This is a genomic window from Rhodoblastus sp. 17X3 (assembly GCF_030056575.1).
GTDB lineage: Bacteria > Pseudomonadota > Alphaproteobacteria > Rhizobiales > Beijerinckiaceae > Rhodoblastus.
In genome coordinates this window covers 68,565-88,567 of the sequence record NZ_JASHHX010000015.1, presented here as the reverse complement: position 1 = coordinate 88,567, position 20,003 = coordinate 68,565, and the positions used below count along the sequence as shown (strand labels likewise).

Below are 20,003 nucleotides of genomic sequence, written 5' to 3'. Positions count from 1 at the left end.
AAGGCGCGCCGCTGAAGCGACGCGCCCGAAAATCAGATAGCGATCCGGAAACCGGGCTCTCAGTCGACCAGGCGCGCGCGCAGCCGAGCGTATTCCTCGTCGGTGATGGTCTTGGACTGCTTCAGCTGGTCGAGCTTGAGCAACTCGTCCGCGACGCTATAGCCGACGAAACGCCGCATGTCCTCGCGCGCGTGCTTGACGTCTTCCAGACGGCGGACTGCCATGCCCCGGCCCTGGAAGATCAGATAGATCAGCACGCCGAGATAGGGCACGAAAATGAGCGCGACGATCCAGATCGCCTTGATCCAGCCCGAGACGTCATGACGGCGGAAGAGATCGCTGATCACATTGATCAGGATCCAGATCCACATGATGAAGAGGAAAATAGTGATGGCGTCAGCCAGAAAGTTCCAAAAATTAAAGCCGCCTTCGAAAAGCATGGTTCAGGTCCTGTCGTGATGCGAATTCATGGCGCAGCCAGGTCAATCCCTGACCTAATCGCCAAAAATTCTGAATATGGCTTTTTATAGCCTATTCCAAGGCCATGAACAAGCTACAGGCGTTAGCTATTCGTGTTTTTTGGCTCCAGAGCCCCAAGGGCGCCTTAATGATGCCTTTACCATGTTGGGCCAAAGCTGACGTCAAATTCGGGACGGAAAGCCCATGGGATATTTGTACCCGCCACCCGGCGACGCGCCGGTGATCGTGATGAAGGACGTCGGCGGCGACGTCCGGGCCTATAGCGCTCAGACGACCGCTTATATCCAGAGCGGCCGCCAGGTGCGCCTGCACGAATGCCGCTCGGCCTGCACGCTTGCCCTCGCGGTGCCGAACGTCTGCGTCTATCCCGACAGCGTGCTGCGTTTTCACAAGGCCTATAATCCGATCACCAAGGCGACCAATGAAGACGTCTCGAACGCGATGCTGTCCGCCTATCCGCCAGCCGTGCGCCAGCGCCTGGGCGTCCTGACGCGGCAATATAAGTCTCTGACCGGTTCCGAGCTGATTCGGCTCGGCGTGCGCGACTGCAACGCCCCCTCCCAGCCGCGGATCCTGATGGCGCGCGCGACGCCGGGCCCAGTGCGCGGAGAAAACCCGCTCTCCAACGCCTTCGGCGGCCTGATGTCGGGGTTCGGCTCGACGCAGATTCCCGCCTATAGCGGCTATGGCGCGCCGGTCCAGGTCCAGCGCGTGAAACCCCAGACCGCCGGGGTTCAGGTCGCCGAGGCTGCGCCGTCCACGGGAGGCGCGGCGCGTTCCGACGCAACCGCCGCCCAGAACACGGCCCCCGAAGCCGCCGCAATATCCGCGGAATCCGCCGTCGTCCCTGCGCCTCCCGTCGCCGGCGCGCCAATTCCCCCGCCGCGCCCGAGCGATCTCGCCCCTCCGCCAATACAAATCGCACGGTCCGAACCCGGCGCGCCTACTCTGCTGCCGAGCGATGCGTCCGAAGCAAGCCCGCAGCCAGCCGACCCGCCGCTGCCGCCCTTCAGGCCGCTGGCCCCCGCCGCGCCGCCGGCGAAGGTGACGCGTTGGGGCGTTCCTATCAATGGATCGGCGCCGGCGCTGGCTTCGGCGCGCTTCGCGCCCTTCCCCTATCGCCTGACCCGCAAAACCTGACCGCCCTTTCAGAACAGGCTCAGTTGCCGCGCGCCGCCGGCCGGCCTTTTGAAGAGATCGGCCCGCAGCCGGATACGCGTCTTGCCGAAACCGATCTTCTCGCTGGCCAGTTCGAAACGCCGCCCGAGCATCCAGGCGTAAGGGCCCGTCCCGGTCATGCGCTTGCCCCAGGTCGAGTCATAGATCTTGCCCTCGCGGGACGAGCGCAGCAGCGAGAGCACCTTGCGATATTTGTCCGGGAAGTGCTCCAGCAGCCAGCCGGCGAAGAGGTCCTGCGTCTCCAGCGGCAGCCGTAGCAAGATGTAGCCAGCCTCACGCGCGCCATGGGCGAAGGCGCGGGTCAGAATGGTCTCGATCTCATGGTCCGTGATCCCCGGGATGACAGGGGCGACCATGACCGCCGTGGGAACGCCAGCCGCCGAGAGCTTCTCGATCGTCTCCAGCCGCCGCGACGGCGTGGTCGCGCGCGGCTCCATCGCCCGGGCGAGATCGCGGTCGAGCGTCGTGACCGACAGCGCGACCTTGACCAGTCCTTTGGCCGCCAAGGGCGCGAGCAGGTCGAGATCGCGCAGGACCAAAGCAGATTTGGTGACAATGGCGACCGGATGGTTGGCTTCCGACAGAACCTCCAGAATGGAGCGCATGACGCGGTGTTCGCGCTCGATCGGCTGGTAGGGGTCGGTGTTGGTCCCGATCGCGAGCGTCCTGGGCTGGTAGCCGGGCGCCGACAGCTCGCGCTTCAACACCTCGGCGGCATTGTCCTTGACGAATAGCCGGCTCTCGAAATCCAGCCCCGGCGAGAGGCCGAGAAAGGCGTGGGTCGGGCGCGCGAAACAATAGACGCAGCCGTGCTCGCAGCCGCGATAGGGGTTGATGGAGCGGTCGAAGGCGAGGTCGGGCGAATCGTTGCGCGTGATGACTGTCCTCGGCTTTTCATGCGTGACCTCGGTCCTGAACGGCGGCAGTCCGTCGAGCGAGCCCCAGCCGTCGTCGAAATCGGCGCGCTGGAATTTCTCGAAACGGCCCGAGACATTGCTCGCCGCCGCCCGCCCGCGCCGGCGCGGAGGCGCGACCTGCGCGCCATCGTCAGCGCCCGAAGGCGGATTATGGACCGGTAACGCCATCGTCGCCTCCTGGGATTCAGCCGAATGATGAGAACAAAAACGATACAAAGAACATTTAAGGAACATTAATCCCATGTCAAGCCGCTTGCCAAAGGTGGGATTTCGACTAAACGCATCGCCCCATGGTCATGGCCGTCGTTCTGTCTCCGTCGCTTTTCGCAGCCGCTCCCGCGCCCCGGGCGGCGGAGGCCGTCGCGCGCAGCCTCTGCGCGCTGGTGCGCGCCGCGGTGGAAGGCGTGGTGCGGGACGCGATCATTATCGGCAAGGCCGATGACGAACTCGGCGAAATCGCCAATGAGGCCGGGTGCGGGCTGATCGAGGCCGCCACCGCCGCCGAGGGTTTCGCGCGCGCCGTCGCGCAATCGCGCAGCGAGATCGCCTTCGTGCTGAAGGGCGGATTCATCCCCCAGAATGGCTTCGTCGAGGAAGCGAGCGATCTCCTGCTTGGCGCCGCAGTCTTTCGCGGCGCGCGGCTGTTGCGAGAGCCCGCCAATCTCCTGACCCGGATCGCGCCGGGCCTGGCGGAGCCCGTCGGCGCCTTCTTGCTTTGCTCCGCCTTGCGCGCGGCTGGCCCGCACGACATCAAGGAATTGATCCGAAGGGCGAAAATTCGCCAAACGCTCCGTGTCCGCGCGCAAAAAGTGGTCTGAACGGCGCGGAACAGGCCGAAAACCGCGCCTTTGGCGCATTGCCGCTTTCCCCGCGCGGGCGGATCGACTAAAGTCGCGCGGAGATTTCCAATAAAATCAATAGCGCCAAGCTTTAGCCAAGGGTTGAGAATGACGTCCGAGACGATCTCCCAGACCGCCGCCCGCATCTTCAACGTCGTCCTGATCAAGCCAACCCATTACGACGATCAAGGCTATCCGATACAATGGTTCCGCTCCGCGATTCCGTCGAATACGCTGGCCTGCATGTACGGCCTCGCGCAGGACGCGGCGCGGCGCCATATCCTAGGCGACGACGTCGAGATTCGCCTGCACACCATTGACGAGACCAATACCCGCATCCGCCCTCAGGAAATCGTCGAGATGATGCGCGAGACGGGCGGCGAAGGCGTGATCTGCCTTGTCGGCGTGCAATCCAACCAATATCCGCGCGCCGTCGATCTCGCCCGCGTGTTTCGCGCTAAAAATATTCAGGTCGCCATTGGCGGCTTCCATGTCTCGGGCTGTTTTTCGATGCTGCCCGAAATTCCGCCGGAAATCCGCGAGGCGCAGGAGCTTGGCGTCTCGCTTTTCGCAGGCGAATCCGAGGCCGGCCGGCTCGACGGCTTTCTAGGCGACGCCTTCGCCCGCCAGCTCAAGCCGCTCTATAATTATCTCGACGACCTGCCCTCGCTCGAAGGCGAACCGCTCCCCATCCTGCCGCGCGCCCGCGTGCGCCGAACCATGGGCAAGCTGTCGAGCCTCGATTTCGGGCGCGGTTGCCCCTATCAATGCTCGTTCTGCACGATCATCAATGTGCAGGGCCGCAAGAGCCGCTACCGCAACGCCGACGATCTCGAACGCATCCTGCGCGAGAACCAAGCCCAGGGCGTGAACCGCTTCTTCATCACGGACGATAATTTCGCCCGCAATTCGCAATGGGAGCAGCTGTTCGACCGCATCATCAAGCTGCGCGAGGAAGAGGGCATGACTTTCGGGTTCACCATCCAGGTCGATACCCTCTGCCACAAGATTCCGAATTTCATCGAGAAGGCGACCCGCGCCGGCGCCAACCGCGTGTTTATCGGGCTTGAGAACATCAATCCCGACAATCTGATCGGCGCCAACAAGCGCCAGAACAAGATCACCGAATATCGCGCCATGCTGCAGAAATGGCGCGAGCACGGCGCCCATACCGCAGCCGGCTATATTCTGGGCTTTCCGGCGGATACCAAGGAAAGCATCCTGCGCGACATCGAGATCATCAAGCGGGAGCTGCCGCTCGACATTCTCGAATTCTTCTTCCTCACCCCGCTGCCGGGCTCCGAAGACCATAAGCGCGCGCTCGCGCAGGGCGTCTGGATGGATCCGGATCTCAACAAATACGACCTCAACCACCGCGTCACCCATCATGGGAAGATGTCGGACGCGGAATGGGAGGACGCCTATCGATCCGCCTGGAAGGCCTATTACACCGACGAGCACGTCAAGACCGTCATGCGCCGCTCGGCCGTCCACGGACTGCGCTCGATCAAGTCGCTGACGTCCAAGCTGCTGATGTTTCACCTCATGATCAAATATGAGGGCGTGCATCCGCTGGAAGGCGGCGCCCTGCGAATGAAATTCCGCACCGACCGTCGCCCGGGAATGAAGCTTGAAAATCCGTTGATCTTCTATCCGCGCTATGGCTTCAAGACCATTCGCAACGCCATCGGCTATTGGCTGACCATCCGCAAATTCCGCAAGTTCCAGCAGGAGGTTGTCGAGGCGCCTGACCGTGAGACCTATACGGACACCGCCATCGCCAAACAAAGCGCGCAGGAATTCGAGGACATGGAGCTCTATCACGCCACCTCGGGCGGCGAGAAAGCGCTGGCGCGCAAGAAGCGCGACGAGACCATCCGCAAGGATGCGCATCTGCACGCCGCCGAATAGCTCAACGTGATCGACCTGCGCGATCCGTCGCTCGACGCGCGAGCGGTGCGAGAGGCGCTTGGCCTCGCGCCGCATCCGGAAGGCGGCGCCTATCGGGAAATCTGGCGCGATGCGCCCGACGGCGGCGGGCGCGGCGCCGCGACCAGCATCCTGTTCCTGCGCGAAGCCGGCGAACGCTCGCACTGGCATCGCGTCGACGCAGCCGAATTGTGGATCTGGCAGGCCGGCGCGCCGCTGAAGCTGGAAATCGCGCGCGCTCCCGGACCGTCCCTGCGAATGGAGCGAAGCAATCCATCGCCATCTCTCAGCAGGCCAGAGAGTGGATTTCTTCGCGACGCTCGCAATGACGGAAAGAGCGTCCGCCTCGGCCCGAACCTGAACGCCGGCGAAACGCTTCAAGCCGTCGTCCCAGCTCACGCCTGGCAGGCGGCGCAAAGCCTCGGAGCGTGGACGCTGGCGTCCTGCGTCGTCGCTCCGGCCTTCAACTTTTCAGGCTTCGAGTTGGCGCCGCCCGGCTGGTCGCCCTGCTGACCGTTCAAATGTCCTGCCGACTGGCGCGGAAATCGGCGGACAGCAAGACACTTTCCTTCAACCGGGACTTTAACCGCCGTCTTTTGCAGCGCTGGGCGCCTTCTCAAGTTCCTCCGCCGCGATGAGCCGCAGGGTGGCGATGAGGTCGCGGAAGCGATCTTGTCCGATTTCTTTCGCCCATTCGGCCTGAACCTCGCGAGAAGCGGCGTAAATCGCTTCAACGGCGCCCCATGCGCGGGTCGTGAAATGGACGAGGCGGCGTTCGCCGTCTTCTCCGCGTCTCTCAAGATACCCGAGGTCCTCCATCTGCGCGATGACATGGTTCGTCGCCTGCCTCGACATGCCGAGGTGGCGCGCCAGTTGAGACGGGCGCACGCCATCCGGCAGCGGGTAGGAAAAGACGCGCAGATGCGTTTCCTGAAGATCGGCGAACCCGGCCTGTTTGATGGCTGCATCGATTCGGGCGCGAATGCGTTTGACGCACATGCGCAGAAGCGCTCCCACGAACGGCGGCCCATCGATATCCGCGGAGGGTGTTTTGAGCAGGGTCGAACTTGACATATTTTGTAAAGTCATTTTACTTGGTTAGCGTAAAGTCGTTTTACAGAGAGGGGACGCACATGGCAAGTTTCGACGGCGAGACGGTGCGGATCGGGCAATTGGATCTTCGCTTCCTGGTCGATGAAAAGCAGGGGTCCGGCGATCTGGTGATGTTCGAGTTCACAGTGCCGCCGGGCGCCCGCGTGCCTGCGGCGCATTATCACGAGAAGGTCGACGAGGTGATTTTCGGTCTCGAGGGAACCTTGACCGTCACACGCGACGGCGAGACTCATGAAATCAGCAAAGGAGACACCATTGTCATTCCTCGCGGCAGCGTCCATCACCACCAGAACCTGCACGAGGGCGGCGCCCGCGCCCTCGTCGTGCTGAACCCCGGAACTATAGGGCGGCGCTATTTCGAGGAGATCGCCGCAGCGGTGAATGCACCCGGCGCGCCCGATCCGGCACGCATCGGCGAGATCATGAAGCGCTATGGACTCGTTCCGGCGTGAGGGGCCGCTTCCCGCCCCCTGGCCGGGATTCACCGCTCGTCAATTGGCGAAGGTGTTGCACGACGAGACCTTGCCGGACTGCAAGCCGCGTTGCAGCCATTGGACGCGCTGCGCCGAAGAGCCGTGGGTGAAGGAATCCGGCACGGCGAAGCCGCGCTGCGATTTCTGCAAGCGGTCGTCGCCAATGGCCTGCGCCGTCGCGATCGCCTTTTCGACGTCTCCCGGCTCGATATTCTGCCATTTCTCATTGGCGTTGGCCGCCCAGACGCCCGCAAGGCAGTCCGCCTGCAATTCGATCCGCACGGAAATGGCGTTGGCCTGCCCCTCCGAGGAGGCGTTCTTCTGCGCGGCCTGCGCCTTGGGCAGGACGCCGAGCAGATCCTGAATGTGATGGCCCATCTCGTGCGAGATCACATAGGCATAGGCGAAATCGCCGCCGCCGCCCAGTTTGGTCTTCATGTCGCGGAAGAAAGAGGTGTCGAGATAGATCTTCCCGTCGATCGGGCAATAGAACGGACCCATCGCCGACTGCGCCGTGCCGCAGCCCGAAGAAGTCATGCCATTGAAGAGCACGATGGGCGCCGGCTTGAATTTCACGCCGGTCTGCGCGGGCAAAACCTCGCCCCAGACCTGCTCGTTCTGGGAGAGGATCGAGGCGACGAAACGCCCGACCTGGTCCTTCGGCACGCCGACCTCGCCCTTGCGCGCGACCTCCTGCTGTCCGCCGCCGCCCATGCGGCTGACCATTTCAGCGCCGCCGATCAGCAGGCGCGGATCGATCCCGAGCGCATAGCCGACCAGGCCCAGCACGATCATCGCGCCGAGGCCGAGGTGACCCGACGAGCCGCCCCCGCCGCCGGCATATTGGGTGTCGCCGCGGCGATCCTCGATATTCTCAGACTGACCGTAATCTTCCCATTTCATCGCAATTCGTCTCCGCGAAGGCGCGCGACTCTTCTAACAGCCCAAACCCCAATTGGGGAGGCTGTTCATTCATAGGCCACTTCGAGCCCGATCTTGTCGAAGGCCTCGTCGATGGCTTCGAGGATCGTCTGCAATTCGTTCATTTCAATTTCGGTTTCTTCGTCGGGCGGGTCCCAACAGACGATGTCGTCGAGCAAGACGATGAAATCCGCCGCCTCCTCGGCGCCGGGCGGCGCGGCGGCCGGCATGATGGTGCGGGTGCGGCCCCGCCAGACCACGCGTATCGCGCCTTCGGTCAGTTCCACCTCCGGCTTGTCGCCGCGCCTCCTGGTCATGCCCGTCTCCGCTCCCGCCGCATCATGAACCGTTCTGCTCTCCAGACAAGCCCGAAACGGCGAGAAATCCAAGCGCTGCCCGCTCAGCCTTTCGCATCACGCTCGGCAAGGCGGCGGCGCGCATTTGCGATTCGTCCAGCCAGCGCCCCCCTTCCGGCGCCGGGACGCCGCGCGGCGCCTCGGCGACAAAAACCGCCAGTTTCAGCGCGAAATGGGTGAAGACATGCTCGATTTCTCCCGCGTGACGCCAATCGGAGCGCGCGTGGGGCGGCGGCGCGTCATCGCCCGCCGGCGGCCGCGCCGCCCAATCCGCCGCCCGCTCGCCGCGCCAATCCGTGCCGAAAAACTCCTCCATGCCGCCGAGCAAACCGCGCGGCGGCCGTGTCCGGGTCAGGACGGCGCCGTCGGCCCTGCGCAGGTAAAACACCGCGCCGCGCCGCAGCGGCCTCGGCTTCTTCGCGGCCTTGCGCGGATAATCCTCCTGCGTCCCCGTCGCGCTGGCGGCGCAGTCAGCGCGAAGCGGGCACAACACGCAGGCCGGGTTGCGCGGCGTGCAAATGGTGGCGCCAAGGTCCATCATCGCCTGCGCGAAATCCCCCGGCCGCGCGCGCGGCGCGATCTCTGCGACAAGGGCCGAAATCTCCTTCTTCGCCGCCGGCAAGGGCGTTTCGACCGCGCGCAGCCGCGCGATCACGCGTTCGACATTGCCGTCGACGACAATGGCGGGACGGTCGAAAGCGATCGCCGCAATGGCCGCCGCCGTATAGGGGCCGACCCCCGGCAGGCGAAGCAGATCCGCCTCGCTGTCGGGAAAGCGCCCGCCATGATCCCGCACGACGCTCTGCGCGCAGGCGTGCAAATTGCGGGCGCGGGAATAATAGCCAAGCCCCGCCCAGGCCTGCATCACCGCCTCGACCGGCGCCGCCGCGAGCTGCTCCACGCGCGGCCACAGCGCCAGGAATTTCGCGTAGAAAGCGCCCACCGCCGCGACCGTGGTCTGTTGCAGCATCACTTCCGACAGCCAGACGGCGTAAGGATCGGGCTTTTCCCCCGGCGCCGCGCGCCACGGCAGCGTCCGGCGGCTGCGGTCGTACCAGGCCAGCAGCCTCTCCCCGACGCCGACGCCCGAATTGGTCTTGCCTTTGCCCATGGGACTCCCACTATGACCGGATGGCTCCGCGTCAAAAATATTCCAAACCCGTCCCGCTCGCCGATTTCGTTCGCGCGGCGGTCGATCCGGTTTTGGCCAGACAGGGATTCGGCGAATCCAGCCTCATATTGCACTGGGACGACATTGTCGGCGAGCGCGTCGCCGCCTGTTCCGAGCCGATCAAGCTGCAATGGCCGCCGCGCCCCGCCAAGCGCCCGCCCGATGCGGTCGTCGAGCCCGCGACCCTCGTCCTGCGCGTCTCGGGCGCCATGGCGCTCGAAATCCAGCACATGGGGCCGGTTCTGATCGAGCGCGTCAATTCCCATCTCGGCTGGCGGGCCGTGGGCAAGCTGGCGATCCGGCAGGGGCCGCTGAGCAAGGCCAACAGGCCGGCGCGCATCGCCCCGCCCGATCCGCAAGCTCTGGCCGAGGCGGAAAAGGCGGCCGAAGACGTCGAGGACGAAGATTTGCGCAAGGCTTTGGCGCGGCTGGGCGCACGCGCGCTGCGGGGGCCGGCAGGGCGGTGACCGGCTATTGGTTCCTGGCTCGACAATTCCGTCGGCAGGGGGCGTGGTCTAATTATAGAAATTCGTATTCTGTCACTATAATTCTTGTCACATTGGTTCGGTAATTTTGTCACCGTAATTCGCACGGTTACGTGTCCGGCAACGAGGGTTGCCGGACACTCTTTTTTGTTCCGTGAAGAGAATCGATTTTACTCACGCTTCGTGAGTTTAGGGAGCGGTTTATAGTCACTCAGCCCTTCTTTTTGAACAAACTATCTACAGGGTCTTCTCTTCCCTGTGATTTCTGATAGGCGGACGGAAGGCCTTTTTTGGGGTGCGCTTGATCCGCCTTCGGTTTTTTGGCCTCTTTATTCCCTCTAACCTGCCCCTTAGCCATCGTTCCCTCCCGTTGTCTTGCTTTGTGCGACGGACGGCCTCAATCGCTGCCGTTTCTGCATAATGGCGGAGCAGATTTTGCTGATATTCGTGCCTGCCCCGACCCAAAATGGTGATCGTAGGGCGCTCGTCACAGCCCACCCACTCCAAAAAGAGAATGATTTCTTCAGTCAGGCATGAACGCAATCCTGCGTTCGAGGCGCTTACTTCGCGGTTTATCAGAGCTGGATCAGCGTAATACCTGAATCGGCGTTCCCCCCTCGCTGCGTGCGCGCCGGGCGGCGGCCTCCCCCTCAATATTGTGCATTGCGGCCCGCGCGCTTTGCGACTCGCGGCGCGAGCGTATATGAAGGGCCAATCGTTTCCGTCACGCAGGATCGCACCATGTCTCGTTTCCGCTCCAGCGCCACGCGCCGTGGTCTGCTCGGTCTCGGCGCCGCGCTCGCTCTGGCCGCCACGCCCCTCGCCGCTCAGGCGCAAAAAGCCGCCGGGCCGGAAGCCGCCGCCAAGGTCCCGCTCGACCAGCTGATGGCCGAACCGCCGCTGCCCGACGTCTGGCTGGGCGACCCCAAGGCGCCCGTGACGATCGTCGAATACGCCTCGATGACCTGCGGCCATTGCGCGCGCTTCACCACGGACGTCTTCCCGACCCTGAAGTCCAAATATATCGACACCGGCAAGGTGCGCTTCGCCCTGCGCGAATTCCCGCTCGATCCGCTCGCCGCCGGCGCCGCCATGCTCGCGCGCTGTTCGGGCGACAAGCGCGAGGCCGTGGTCGAACTGCTGTTCCAGCAGCAGAAGAACTGGGCCTTCGTCAATAATCCGCTGCAGGCCCTGCGCGACACCGTCAAGCAGACCGGCATGGGTTCGGCGGCCTTCGACGCCTGCCTCAACGACCAGGCCATGTTCGACAAGATCAACCAGATCCGCGACACGGCGGCCCAGAAATTCGGCATCAGCGCCACGCCGACCTTCTTCATCAACGGCGACAAGAAGTCCGGCGAGATCCCCGCCGAAGAGCTCGACGCCGTCCTCGCTCCCTATCTGAAGTAAGAGTTCTTTCCGTATGCGTTATCTGCCGCTCAGCGCCGAAAACCGCGAGGACATGCTGGCCCGCATCGGCGTCGCCGCCATCGACGACCTTTTCGCCGATGCGCCGCGCGACGCCCTGCTCACCAGCCCGCTCGACCTGCCGTCGCGGAAATCGGAGCTGGAGGTGGAGCGGCGCCTCTCGGCTCTGGCGGGCAAAAACGTCGCGGCTGGCGCGGTTCCCTTCTTCGTCGGCGCGGGGGCATACAAGCACCACGTTCCCGCGACGGTGGACCATTTGATCCAGCGGTCGGAATTCCTCACCAGCTACACGCCCTACCAGCCGGAAATTTCGCAGGGCACATTGCAGGTCCTGTTCGAGTTCCAGACCCAGGTCGCCAATCTGACCGGCATGGAGGTCGCCAACGCCTCGATGTATGACGGCTCGACCGGCGCGGCGGAAGCGATCCTGATGGCGCATCGCGTCACGCGCCGCCGCAAGGCGTTGGTCTCAGGCGGGTTGCATCCTCATTATGCAGCGACGGCCCGCACATTGTCGGACATGGCCGAGGACGAGATCCGCATCCTCCCGCCCGACCCGCTGGCTTCGGAAGACCTGATCGGCGCGCTGGACGACAGCCTCTCCTGCGTCGTCGTGCAGAGCCCGGACGTCTTTGGCAATCCGCGCGACCTGCGTCCGCTGGCCGAGGCCTGCCGCGCCAAGGGCGTGCTGCTGATCGCCGTGGTGACGGAAGCTCTCGCGCTCGGACTGATCGAATCGCCCGGCGCGATGGGCGCCGATATCGTCGTCGGCGAGGGCCAGTCGATTGGCAATGGCCTCAATTTCGGCGGGCCTTATCTCGGCCTGTTCGCCGCGCGCGAGAAATATCTTCGGCAGATGCCCGGCCGGCTCTGCGGCCAGACCGTGGACGCCGACGGGCGGCGCGGCTTTGTGCTGACCCTTTCGACCCGCGAGCAGCATATCCGCCGCGAGAAGGCGACTTCGAACATCTGCACCAATTCCGGCCTCTGCGCCCTCGCTTTCTCGATTCACCTCTCGCTGCTCGGCGAGACGGGCCTGAAGCAACTGGCCCTGATCAACCACGCCAATGCCGTCGCGCTGGCCGACGCGCTGGAGAAGGTTCCGGGCGTAAAAGTCCTGAACCGCGCCTTCTTCAATGAATTCACGCTACAGGTGCAAGGCTCGGCGGCGGACCTCGTCGAGCGCATGGCGGCGCGCGGCGTGCTCGCCGGCGTCCCCGTCTCGCGCCTGCTGCCCGGCGCCGGTCTCGACGACCTGCTGCTGGTGGCGTCAAGCGAAGTCAATACCGACGAGGATCGCGCCGTCCTCCTCGACGCGCTGCAAGCGGAGATGCGCGCATGAACCGCGAAGGCCGCCCCACCCAGCCGCAGGTCGCAACGCCGCACATGCCGAAAACCTTCACCGGCAATCGCGCGTTGCAAGTCGCCGAGGCCTTGATCTTCGAGACCGGCCGCAATGACTTTACCGGTGTCGATCTCGACCCGCCCGCGCCGTTCACGCCGCGCCTCGGCGGGCTGGAGCGCAAGAGCGCGATCGGCCTCCCCGGACTTTCCGAGCCGGAGGCCATGCGCCATTACGTCCGGCTGTCGCAGAAGAATTACGCCATCGACCTCGGGCCTTATCCGCTCGGCTCCTGCACGATGAAGCACAATCCGCGCCTCAACGAGAAAATGGCGCGGCTGCCCGGCTTTGCGGATATTCACCCCTTGCAGCCGGTTTCGACCGTGCAGGGCGCGCTGGAACTGATGGAAGAGCTGGCCGGCTGGCTGCTCAAGCTCACCAATATGCAGGCCGTGGCGCTATCGCCCAAGGCGGGCGCCCATGGCGAAATGTGCGGCATGATGGCCATCAAGGCGGCGATTTCCGCGCGCGGAGAGGCGGCGACGCGGAAAGTGGTGCTGGCGCCGGAATCGGCCCATGGCACCAATCCGGCCACCGCCGCCGCGCTCGGCTTTTCCGTCCGCGTCGTGCCCGCCGGACCGGACGGGCTGGTCCATCCCGACGCGGTCGCCGCCGCGCTCGGCCCCGACGTCGCCGCGATCATGCTCACCAACCCCAACACCTGCGGGCTTTTCGAGCGCGACATTGTCGAAATCGCGCGGCTGGTCCACGCGGCCGGGGCCTATTTCTATTGTGACGGCGCCAATTTCAACGCCATTGTCGGCAAGGTGCGGCCCGGCGACCTCGGCGTCGACGCCATGCACATCAACCTGCACAAGACCTTCTCCACCCCGCATGGCGGCGGTGGCCCCGGCTCCGGCCCGGTGGTGCTGTCGAGCCGGCTGGCGGCTTTCGCGCCGGTTCCCTTCCTCAAGCGCGAGGGCGAACGGCTCACTTTGGTCGAGAACGCGGAAGGGACGGAAGCCTTTGGCCGCATGACCGCTTTCCATGGCCAGATGGGCATGTTCGTCCGCGCGCTCGCCTATATCCTCTCCCACGGCGCGGACGGTCTGGCCAAGGCCTCGGAAGACGCGGTGCTCGCCGCCAATTATGTCCGGGTAAGCCTCGGCGACGTCATGTCAGCGCCCTTCGGCGACAAGATCTGCATGCATGAGGCCCTGTTCGACGACCGCTGGCTCAAGGACACGGGCATCACCACGCTCGATTTCGCCAAGGCGATGATCGACGAGGGCTTCCACCCGATGACGATCTATTTCCCGCTCGTCGTCCATGGCGCCATGCTGATCGAGCCGACCGAGTCGGAATCGCTGGTCTCGCTGACCTTGTTCATCGCAACCTTGCGCGATCTCGTTTTCAGCGCCCTGCGCGGCGAGACCGAGCGCTTCCTCGGCGCGCCTCATTACGCCCCGCGCAAAAGGCTCGACGAGACCGCCGCCGCGCGCAAGCCGGTGCTGCGCTGGACGCCTCCCCAGCCGGTCAAGGCCTGAGGCGGCGCGCCCTTTTCCCCAACTTTCGCCGTGGCCGCGCTTGATTCAGGCCCTCTTCTGGCGCCTTGTTCCATTCTGGGAATGCGGCGTGCGAGGCAAAGGCGCGATCGCGCTGGCGGGAGCCAGCGGGCGCGCGCCAGGAGCGAACGCGACGCCGAGCTGATGCGAGGGGTTCGCCGGCCATGGCCGGCGAAAAATTGCGTAAAGACATGAAATTCGACAAGCTGCGACTGACCGGCTTCAAAAGTTTCGTGGAGCCGACCGATTTCGTGATCAACCCCGGCCTGACAGGCGTTGTGGGGCCGAACGGCTGCGGCAAGTCCAATCTCGTCGAGGCCCTGCGCTGGGTCATGGGCGAGAACTCCTACAAGCAGATGCGCGCCGCCGGCATGGACGACGTCATCTTCTCCGGCTCCGGCTCGCGCCCGTCGCGCAATCACGCCGAAGTCGCGCTGGTGCTCGACAACAGCGCCCGCTCCGCGCCCGCCGTCTTCAATGATTCCGACATTCTCGAAATCACCCGCCGCATCGAGCGCGAACAGGGCTCGACCTATCGCGTCAACGGCCGCGAGGTGCGCGCCCGCGACGTGCAATTGCTGTTCGCCGACGCCTCGTCCGGCGCGCGCTCGCCGGCCATGGTTCGGCAGGGGCAGATTGGCGAGATCATCGCCGCCAAACCGCAGGCCCGCCGCCGCATTCTGGAAGAAGCGGCCGGCATCGGCGGGCTGCATTCCCGCCGCCACGAGGCCGAATTGCGGCTCAAGGGCGCGGAAGAAAATCTGCTCCGGCTGGAGGACGTGCTGACCCAGATCGGCGCGCAGGCCGAATCATTGCGACGTCAAGCCCGACAGGCCGCACGCTATCGCGCGCTGGCCGCCGAAATCCGCCGCCACGAGGCGCTGACCGCCCTGATCGCCTCGCGCGAAGCGGCCCATGAGGCCGAGGAGGCGCAGCGGCTGTTCGATTCCAATGTGGTCGACGTCGCCGAGCGCACCCGCCAGCAGGCCGAGACCGCCCGGTTGCAGGCGCTCGCCGCCCACGCCATGCCCGGCTTGCGCGACGCGGAAAGCCAGGCCGCCGCCGCCCTCCAGCGTCTCGTCCTCGCCCGCGAAACGCTCGATGGCGAGGAAAAACGCGCCGCCGAGCGCAAGACCGAAATGGAGCGCCGCATCGCCCAGGCGGCCGCCGATCTCGCCCGCGAACGCGGCCATTTCGAGGATGCGGCGGCCACCCTGGCCCGTCTCGAAGCCGAGGACGAAGACCTCGCGGGGGCCGGCGAGGCCGAGGCCGATCTCGTCGAAGAGGCCCGGTTGCGCTGCGAAGAGGCCGAGGAAAAACTCCGCGCCTCGGAACTCGCGCTGGAAAAGGCGCAGGACGCCTTCGCCAACGCCGAGGCCCAGCGCAACGCCCTCGCCGAGGCGGCGCGGCGCGAAGAGCAGGCGCTGCTGCGTTTCGAGGGCGAATTGTCGCGCATCGAAGACGACATCGCCGCCCTGCGCGCGAGCGCCGAAAGCGATTCCGAACTGGCCGAATCGCTCGCCGAGGCCGAGCGCCTGATGGACGCCGCCGCGCAGGCCGAGGAAGACGCGATCGCCGCGGAATCGGCACTCGCGCTGGCCCGCGATGAGGAGAATTTTTTGCGCGGCCCGCTGGCCGAGGCCGAACGCAAGGCGCAAAGGCTCGAAACAGAGGCCGGGACGCTGGCCAAATTGCTGCAGACCGGCGCGAGCGGCGGCTGGCCCGCCGTGCTGGAGCGTATCGTCGTCGCCAAGGGCTATGAGGCCGCGCTCGGCGCGGCTCTCGGCGACGATCTCGACGCTTCCGACGACGACGCCGCCCCGGCGCACTGGACCATCACGCAAAGCGGCGGCGACCCCTCCTTGCCCGCAGGCGCCCGGCCGCTGACCGAATGGGTCAGCGCCCCGCCCGCGCTCTACCGCAGCCTCGCCCAAATCGGACTGGTTTCGCGCGATGCGGGGCCGGTCCTGCGCCAGCATCTCAAACCCGGGCAGAGGCTCGTCTCGATCGAGGGCGATCTGTGGCGCTGGGACGGCTTTACGCAAGCCGCCGAGGCCCCCACGCCCGCCGCTCGCCGCCTCGCCGAGAAGAACCGCCTCGGCGATCTCGAAATCGAGGCCGATGCGGCGCGCGAGGCGGTCGAGGCGCTTCTGGAGAAGATGGAATGGGTTCGGGTCGCCGTCGCGGAGGCTGCCGAGGCCGACCAGCGCGCCCGCCAGACCGCCCGCATGACACAGAAAGCGCTGGCCGAGGCCCGTGAAAGCGCCAACGCCGCCGAGCGCCGGCAGGCGCAATTCCTGTCGCGCCTCGCCAATCTCGACGATTCCCGCAAGCGCGCCGAAGAATTGCGCGACGAGGCCCGCGAACGGCTGATCGAATCGCGCGAGGCGCTCGACGATGTCGCCGAGCCCGCCACGCTGGCGGGCGAACGCGACGCCGCCCGCGCCGCCAATGCGCTGGACCGCGCCGAGGCCGCCGAGGCCCGCGCGGCATTGCAGTCTTTTTCGCGCGAGGCGGAAAGCCGGCTGCGCCGCCGCGAGGCTATCGCGCGCGAGACCAAGAGCTGGCTCGACCGCCGTGCGCGTTCGCAATTCCAGACCGAGGAAATCGAATTCCGCGTCGCCGAGGCGCAAGAGGAGCTGGCGAAGCTCGAGGACGCGCCCGACGAATTCCTGCTCCAGCGCCGCTCATTAGCCCAGAAGATCGAGGAGGCCGAGGCCGCGCTGCGCGACGCAGCCGACGCCCGCGCCAGGGGCGAAACCGCCCTTGCCGAGACCGACCGCGCCGCCCGGGCTGCGCTGGAGGCCATGAGCGCGGCCCGCGAGACCCGCGCCCGGCTGGAGGCTCAGGCCGAAGCCGCCAGGACGCGGTTGCAAATCCTCATCCGCGACATCGCTGAGCAGTTGAATTGCGCGCCGCAGGGCCTGCCGGCGCTCGCCGGCATCGCCGAAGGCGACGACCTTCCCGCCATGGACGGGGTCAGCATCCGCCTCGCCAGCCTGAAACAGGACCGCGAGCGGCTTGGCGGCGTCAATCTGCGCGCCGAGGACGAGTTGGCGACAGTAGAGGACGAACAGGCGAAGCTGATCGCCGAGCGCGACGACCTCGCCGAGGCGATCCGCAAATTGCGCTCGGCCATCGGCTCGCTCAACAAGGAAGGCCGCGAGCGGCTTCTGGACGCCTTCGCGCGGGTCGACGCGCATTTCCGCGACCTGTTCTCGCTGCTGTTCGGCGGCGGCTCGGCGGAGTTGCAACTGGTCGAATCGGACGATCCGCTCGAAGCCGGCCTTGAGATTCTGGCCAGGCCGCCGGGCAAGAAACCCGCGACCATGACGCTTCTTTCGGGCGGCGAGCAGGCGCTGACCGCCATGTCGCTGATCTTCGCGGTGTTTCTGACCAATCCGGCGCCGATTTGTGTGCTGGACGAGGTGGACGCGCCGCTCGACGACGCCAATGTCGAGCGATTTTGCGATCTGCTCGACGACATGGCCCGCAAGACCGACACCCGCTTCATCACCATTACCCACAATCCGATCACCATGGCGCGGATGGACCGGCTGTTCGGTGTGACCCAGGCCGAGCGCGGCGTGTCGCAACTGGTGTCGGTGGAGCTGGAGCAGGCGGAGCGCCTGCTGGAGGCGAGCTAAATCTCGCCCAACCGCGATTCGATTCGCTGGTCCGGGACCAGCCACATCGCCGCGACGGCGACATAGACCAGACAGCCGATCCATGGGCTGAAGCAGGTTCCGACCATGCCGGCGAGATAGGCGACAATCGAAATCTTGCCCTTGAAATCCTTGCCGATGGCGCGGCGCAGCAAGGTCTCGCCCCTGTGGGCGCGCAGCAGCGCGACCACAAGGATGTAATAGGCGAAAGCCGCCCCGAGCAGCACGAAGCCATAAAGAGCCACTGGATCGCGCGCGAAATGGCTCTCGCTGGCCCAGGCGGTGACGAAGGGCAGCAAAGACAGCCAGAACAGCAGGTGGATATTGGCCCACAGCACGCCGCCGTTCACCTTTTCAACGATGGCGAACATGTGGTGATGGTTGTTCCAGTAGATGGCGACATAGATGAAACTCAGGACATAGGCCAGGAATACCGGCCAGAGCGGAAGAAGCGCCGGGAAATCCTCGCCGTGCGGGGCCTTCAGCTCCAGCACCATGATGGTGACGATAATGGCGAGCACGCCATCGGAAAAAGCCTTCAGCCGCTCGCTCGTCACGCCTGTCCTCCGTCCTGCTTCGGCGGCAGGCTAAACCATCCGGGCGCGGGAAAAAACCCGCGCTGTCCGGCCCCGCGCCGCACCGCCGTCTGCGACCTTAGGAGACACCCGGATAAAATCATGTTTTCCCATTTATTTTCAATGTGTTATTTGTGTCATAGAAAAGCCGCGCTTATCTTGACAGGGCGAGGTCCCGTCAATATGGTGCGCCCGGTTCAAGAAGGGCGGGATGTTTCGCATCCCACGAGTCCGATTCCTCATCGGTTCTCGTCCGGACGACCTCCTGCTAGATGCGGCGGCTGCGATAATATCAGCGGCGCCTGCCCCGATCCCGCGCCGAGGCGCCATGAGCTAGGGGGCGATTGATGCAGGACGGACCGGACGACGCCGAGGAACTGAAGGCGCGTCTCGCCAAATTGCGAGGCGACCTGCAGGCGCAGCGCGAATCCGGCCGCAAGGAGGCCGATCGCAAGGCGGAAGCGGATTTGACCGACAAGGGCCTTGGGCAGGCGATGAGCCTCGGCTTTCGCGTGCTGTCGGAATTTGTGGCCGCCATCGTGGTCGGCGCCCTGATCGGGTGGCAGCTCGACGAGTGGCTGGGCACAAGCCCGTTCCTGCTGATCCTTTTGCTGGGATTGGGCGTGGCGGCGGGCTTCTGGAACATCTATCGCCTCGCGGTGCTGCCGTCGGGGCGAGGCGGCTCGAAAGAGTCTTGAATTGATGAGCGGGACCTCCCGCATAACCTTGTGAGCGGGGCCTCCCGCATTTAAGTGAAGGGCAGAACATGTCGGAAGCTGGTCCCGCGATTGATCCGATCCACCAATTCCACATCAACGTCATCGCGCCTCTGAGCATCGGCGGGGTCGACGCCTCCTTCACCAACGCCTCGCTTTTCATGGTGATCATTCTGGCGGTGATCGCCTTCATCATGCTGGTGGGCACGTCGGGCGAGCACATCGTCCCCAACCGCCTCCAGACCCTCGCCGAAATGTCCTATGAATTCGTGGCGAGCACGGTGCGGCAGACCGCGGGCGAAGCGGGCATGAAGTTCTTCCCCTTCGTCTTTTCCGTCTTCATGTTCGTGTTCTTCTCGAACCTGATCGGCCTCGTGCCCTACACCTTCACGGTCACCAGCCAGATCATCGTCACCTTCGCCTTCGCCGCTTTCATCATCCTGCTGGTGCTGGCCTACGGCTTCTACAAGAATGGAACGCACTTCCTGAACCTGTTCGTTCCGTCGGGCGTGTCGCCGATCCTGCTGCCCTTCATCGTCCTGATCGAGATCATCTCCTTCGCCTCGCGGCCGATCTCGCTCTCGGTTCGTCTCTTCGCCAACATGCTCGCGGGCCACATCACCCTGAAGGTGTTCGGCGGCTTCGTGACACTTTTGCTCGGCGCCGGCGTCTACGCCCTTCTCGCGCCGCTGCCGCTGATCGGCATCGTTCTCCTGACCGCGTTCGAACTGCTGGTCGCTTTCCTTCAGGCGTATGTCTTCGCCATCCTCACTTGCGTCTATCTCAACGACGCAATTCACCCGGGCCACTGATAATCCAACTCAACAACAAATAGTCGCCCTTCAAAAT

20 protein-coding genes are annotated in these 20,003 nt (G+C 65.0%); 12 read left to right on the top strand and 8 right to left on the bottom strand.

Going from position 1 to position 20,003, the window contains the following annotated elements; all coding sequences use genetic code 11:
- Positions 1-59: 59 nt before the first annotated feature.
- Positions 60-440, bottom strand: coding sequence for an SHOCT domain-containing protein (locus QM467_RS14300; protein ID WP_283367007.1), 381 nt, complete (start codon positions 438-440; stop codon positions 60-62).
- Positions 441-663: 223 nt separating this feature from the next.
- Between QM467_RS14300 and QM467_RS14295 the strand changes: the two genes are divergently transcribed.
- Positions 664-1,620, top strand: coding sequence for a hypothetical protein (locus QM467_RS14295; protein WP_283367006.1), 957 nt, complete (start codon positions 664-666; stop codon positions 1,618-1,620).
- 8 nt (positions 1,621-1,628) lie between these two features.
- Here the strand turns inward: QM467_RS14295 and QM467_RS14290 are convergent, their stop codons facing one another.
- Positions 1,629-2,744, bottom strand: coding sequence for a PA0069 family radical SAM protein (locus tag QM467_RS14290; RefSeq protein WP_283367005.1), 1,116 nt, complete (start codon positions 2,742-2,744; stop codon positions 1,629-1,631).
- Between the two features lie 122 nt (positions 2,745-2,866).
- On the opposite strand from QM467_RS14290, the gene QM467_RS14285 reads away from it, so the two are divergent.
- The 3 genes from QM467_RS14285 (at position 2,867) to QM467_RS14275 (ending at position 5,857) form a co-directional block, all read left to right on the top strand.
- Complete coding sequence (locus tag QM467_RS14285) at positions 2,867-3,394, top strand: transposase (RefSeq protein WP_283367004.1); 528 nt, start codon at positions 2,867-2,869, stop codon at positions 3,392-3,394.
- 129 nt (positions 3,395-3,523) lie between these two features.
- Complete coding sequence (locus tag QM467_RS14280; RefSeq protein WP_283367003.1) at positions 3,524-5,326, top strand: B12-binding domain-containing radical SAM protein; 1,803 nt, start codon at positions 3,524-3,526, stop codon at positions 5,324-5,326.
- A 15-nt stretch (positions 5,327-5,341) separates the two neighbouring features.
- Positions 5,342-5,857 carry a cupin domain-containing protein gene (locus QM467_RS14275; RefSeq protein ID WP_283367027.1) on the top strand — a complete coding sequence of 172 codons (516 nt, stop codon included), beginning with the start codon at positions 5,342-5,344 and terminating at the stop codon, positions 5,855-5,857.
- A 69-nt stretch (positions 5,858-5,926) separates the two neighbouring features.
- On the opposite strand, the gene QM467_RS14270 is transcribed toward QM467_RS14275, so the two are convergent.
- Positions 5,927-6,199 (bottom strand): hypothetical protein, encoded by a 273-nt coding sequence (locus QM467_RS14270; protein ID WP_283367026.1) that lies wholly within the window; start codon positions 6,197-6,199, stop codon positions 5,927-5,929.
- 278 nt (positions 6,200-6,477) lie between these two features.
- Here QM467_RS14270 and QM467_RS14265 point away from each other — a divergent pair, with 278 nt between their 5' ends.
- On the top strand, positions 6,478-6,909 hold the full coding sequence (locus QM467_RS14265) for a cupin domain-containing protein (protein ID WP_283367002.1): 432 nt from the start codon (positions 6,478-6,480) through the stop codon (positions 6,907-6,909).
- A gap of 39 nt (positions 6,910-6,948) precedes the next feature.
- Here the strand turns inward: QM467_RS14265 and ypfJ are convergent, their stop codons facing one another.
- The 3 genes from ypfJ to mutY form a co-directional block, all read right to left on the bottom strand.
- Positions 6,949-7,833: a KPN_02809 family neutral zinc metallopeptidase gene (ypfJ, locus tag QM467_RS14260; protein ID WP_283367001.1), complete on the bottom strand. Its 885-nt coding sequence runs from the start codon at positions 7,831-7,833 to the stop codon at positions 6,949-6,951.
- Positions 7,834-7,898: 65 nt separating this feature from the next.
- On the bottom strand, positions 7,899-8,168 hold the full coding sequence (locus QM467_RS14255; protein ID WP_283367000.1) for an Imm74 family immunity protein: 270 nt from the start codon (positions 8,166-8,168) through the stop codon (positions 7,899-7,901).
- A gap of 22 nt (positions 8,169-8,190) precedes the next feature.
- Complete coding sequence (mutY, locus tag QM467_RS14250; RefSeq protein ID WP_283366999.1) at positions 8,191-9,318, bottom strand: A/G-specific adenine glycosylase; 1,128 nt, start codon at positions 9,316-9,318, stop codon at positions 8,191-8,193.
- Between the two features lie 20 nt (positions 9,319-9,338).
- On the opposite strand from mutY, the gene QM467_RS14245 reads away from it, so the two are divergent.
- A complete protein-coding gene (locus tag QM467_RS14245) occupies positions 9,339-9,845 on the top strand; it encodes a DUF721 domain-containing protein (RefSeq protein WP_283366998.1) in 507 nt (168 codons plus the stop codon).
- Positions 9,846-10,074: 229 nt separating this feature from the next.
- Here QM467_RS14245 and QM467_RS14240 read toward each other — a convergent pair whose 3' ends face one another.
- Positions 10,075-10,221: a hypothetical protein gene (locus tag QM467_RS14240; protein ID WP_283366997.1), complete on the bottom strand. Its 147-nt coding sequence runs from the start codon at positions 10,219-10,221 to the stop codon at positions 10,075-10,077.
- A gap of 383 nt (positions 10,222-10,604) precedes the next feature.
- Between QM467_RS14240 and QM467_RS14235 the strand changes: the two genes are divergently transcribed.
- The 4 genes from QM467_RS14235 (at position 10,605) to QM467_RS14220 (ending at position 17,845) form a co-directional block, all read left to right on the top strand.
- A complete protein-coding gene (locus QM467_RS14235) occupies positions 10,605-11,273 on the top strand; it encodes a DsbA family protein (protein WP_283366996.1) in 669 nt (222 codons plus the stop codon).
- Between the two features lie 13 nt (positions 11,274-11,286).
- Positions 11,287-12,633, top strand: coding sequence for an aminomethyl-transferring glycine dehydrogenase subunit GcvPA (gene gcvPA / locus QM467_RS14230; protein ID WP_283366995.1), 1,347 nt, complete (start codon positions 11,287-11,289; stop codon positions 12,631-12,633).
- Positions 12,630-14,180, top strand: a complete 1,551-nt coding sequence (gene gcvPB / locus QM467_RS14225) for an aminomethyl-transferring glycine dehydrogenase subunit GcvPB (RefSeq protein ID WP_283366994.1) — start codon at positions 12,630-12,632, stop codon at positions 14,178-14,180. The genes gcvPA and gcvPB overlap by 4 nt, the downstream gene beginning before the upstream one ends.
- 209 nt (positions 14,181-14,389) lie before the next feature.
- Positions 14,390-17,845, top strand: a complete 3,456-nt coding sequence (locus QM467_RS14220; RefSeq protein WP_283366993.1) for a chromosome segregation SMC family protein — start codon at positions 14,390-14,392, stop codon at positions 17,843-17,845.
- On the opposite strand, the gene QM467_RS14215 is transcribed toward QM467_RS14220, so the two are convergent.
- Positions 17,842-18,420 carry a TMEM175 family protein gene (locus QM467_RS14215; protein ID WP_283366992.1) on the bottom strand — a complete coding sequence of 193 codons (579 nt, stop codon included), beginning with the start codon at positions 18,418-18,420 and terminating at the stop codon, positions 17,842-17,844. The genes QM467_RS14220 and QM467_RS14215 overlap by 4 nt on opposite strands.
- 365 nt (positions 18,421-18,785) lie before the next feature.
- On the opposite strand from QM467_RS14215, the gene QM467_RS14210 reads away from it, so the two are divergent.
- Together QM467_RS14210 and QM467_RS14205 are read left to right on the top strand one after the other, a co-directional pair.
- Complete coding sequence (locus QM467_RS14210; protein ID WP_283366991.1) at positions 18,786-19,136, top strand: AtpZ/AtpI family protein; 351 nt, start codon at positions 18,786-18,788, stop codon at positions 19,134-19,136.
- Between the two features lie 68 nt (positions 19,137-19,204).
- Positions 19,205-19,966: a F0F1 ATP synthase subunit A gene (locus QM467_RS14205; protein ID WP_283366990.1), complete on the top strand. Its 762-nt coding sequence runs from the start codon at positions 19,205-19,207 to the stop codon at positions 19,964-19,966.
- Positions 19,967-20,003: the final 37 nt, after the last annotated feature.

Bases quoted from the DNA above. Each gene is read 5' to 3' on its own strand.
- QM467_RS14300 (WP_283367007.1), bottom strand. From the start codon at position 440: ATGCTTTTCGAAGGCGGCTTTAATTTTTGGAACTTTCTGGCTGACGCC.
- QM467_RS14295 (WP_283367006.1), top strand. From the start codon at position 664: ATGGGATATTTGTACCCGCCACCCGGCGACGCGCCGGTGATCGTGATG.
- QM467_RS14290 (WP_283367005.1), bottom strand. From the start codon at position 2,744: ATGGCGTTACCGGTCCATAATCCGCCTTCGGGCGCTGACGATGGCGCG.
- QM467_RS14285 (WP_283367004.1), top strand. From the start codon at position 2,867: ATGGTCATGGCCGTCGTTCTGTCTCCGTCGCTTTTCGCAGCCGCTCCC.
- QM467_RS14280 (WP_283367003.1), top strand. From the start codon at position 3,524: ATGACGTCCGAGACGATCTCCCAGACCGCCGCCCGCATCTTCAACGTC.
- QM467_RS14270 (WP_283367026.1), bottom strand. From the start codon at position 6,199: ATGTCGAGGCAGGCGACGAACCATGTCATCGCGCAGATGGAGGACCTC.
- QM467_RS14265 (WP_283367002.1), top strand. From the start codon at position 6,478: ATGGCAAGTTTCGACGGCGAGACGGTGCGGATCGGGCAATTGGATCTT.
- ypfJ (WP_283367001.1), bottom strand. From the start codon at position 7,833: ATGAAATGGGAAGATTACGGTCAGTCTGAGAATATCGAGGATCGCCGC.
- QM467_RS14255 (WP_283367000.1), bottom strand. From the start codon at position 8,168: ATGACCAGGAGGCGCGGCGACAAGCCGGAGGTGGAACTGACCGAAGGC.
- mutY (WP_283366999.1), bottom strand. From the start codon at position 9,318: ATGGGCAAAGGCAAGACCAATTCGGGCGTCGGCGTCGGGGAGAGGCTG.
- QM467_RS14245 (WP_283366998.1), top strand. From the start codon at position 9,339: ATGGCTCCGCGTCAAAAATATTCCAAACCCGTCCCGCTCGCCGATTTC.
- QM467_RS14240 (WP_283366997.1), bottom strand. From the start codon at position 10,221: ATGGCTAAGGGGCAGGTTAGAGGGAATAAAGAGGCCAAAAAACCGAAG.
- QM467_RS14235 (WP_283366996.1), top strand. From the start codon at position 10,605: ATGTCTCGTTTCCGCTCCAGCGCCACGCGCCGTGGTCTGCTCGGTCTC.
- gcvPA (WP_283366995.1), top strand. From the start codon at position 11,287: ATGCGTTATCTGCCGCTCAGCGCCGAAAACCGCGAGGACATGCTGGCC.
- gcvPB (WP_283366994.1), top strand. From the start codon at position 12,630: ATGAACCGCGAAGGCCGCCCCACCCAGCCGCAGGTCGCAACGCCGCAC.
- QM467_RS14220 (WP_283366993.1), top strand. From the start codon at position 14,390: ATGAAATTCGACAAGCTGCGACTGACCGGCTTCAAAAGTTTCGTGGAG.
- QM467_RS14210 (WP_283366991.1), top strand. From the start codon at position 18,786: ATGCAGGACGGACCGGACGACGCCGAGGAACTGAAGGCGCGTCTCGCC.
- QM467_RS14205 (WP_283366990.1), top strand. From the start codon at position 19,205: ATGTCGGAAGCTGGTCCCGCGATTGATCCGATCCACCAATTCCACATC.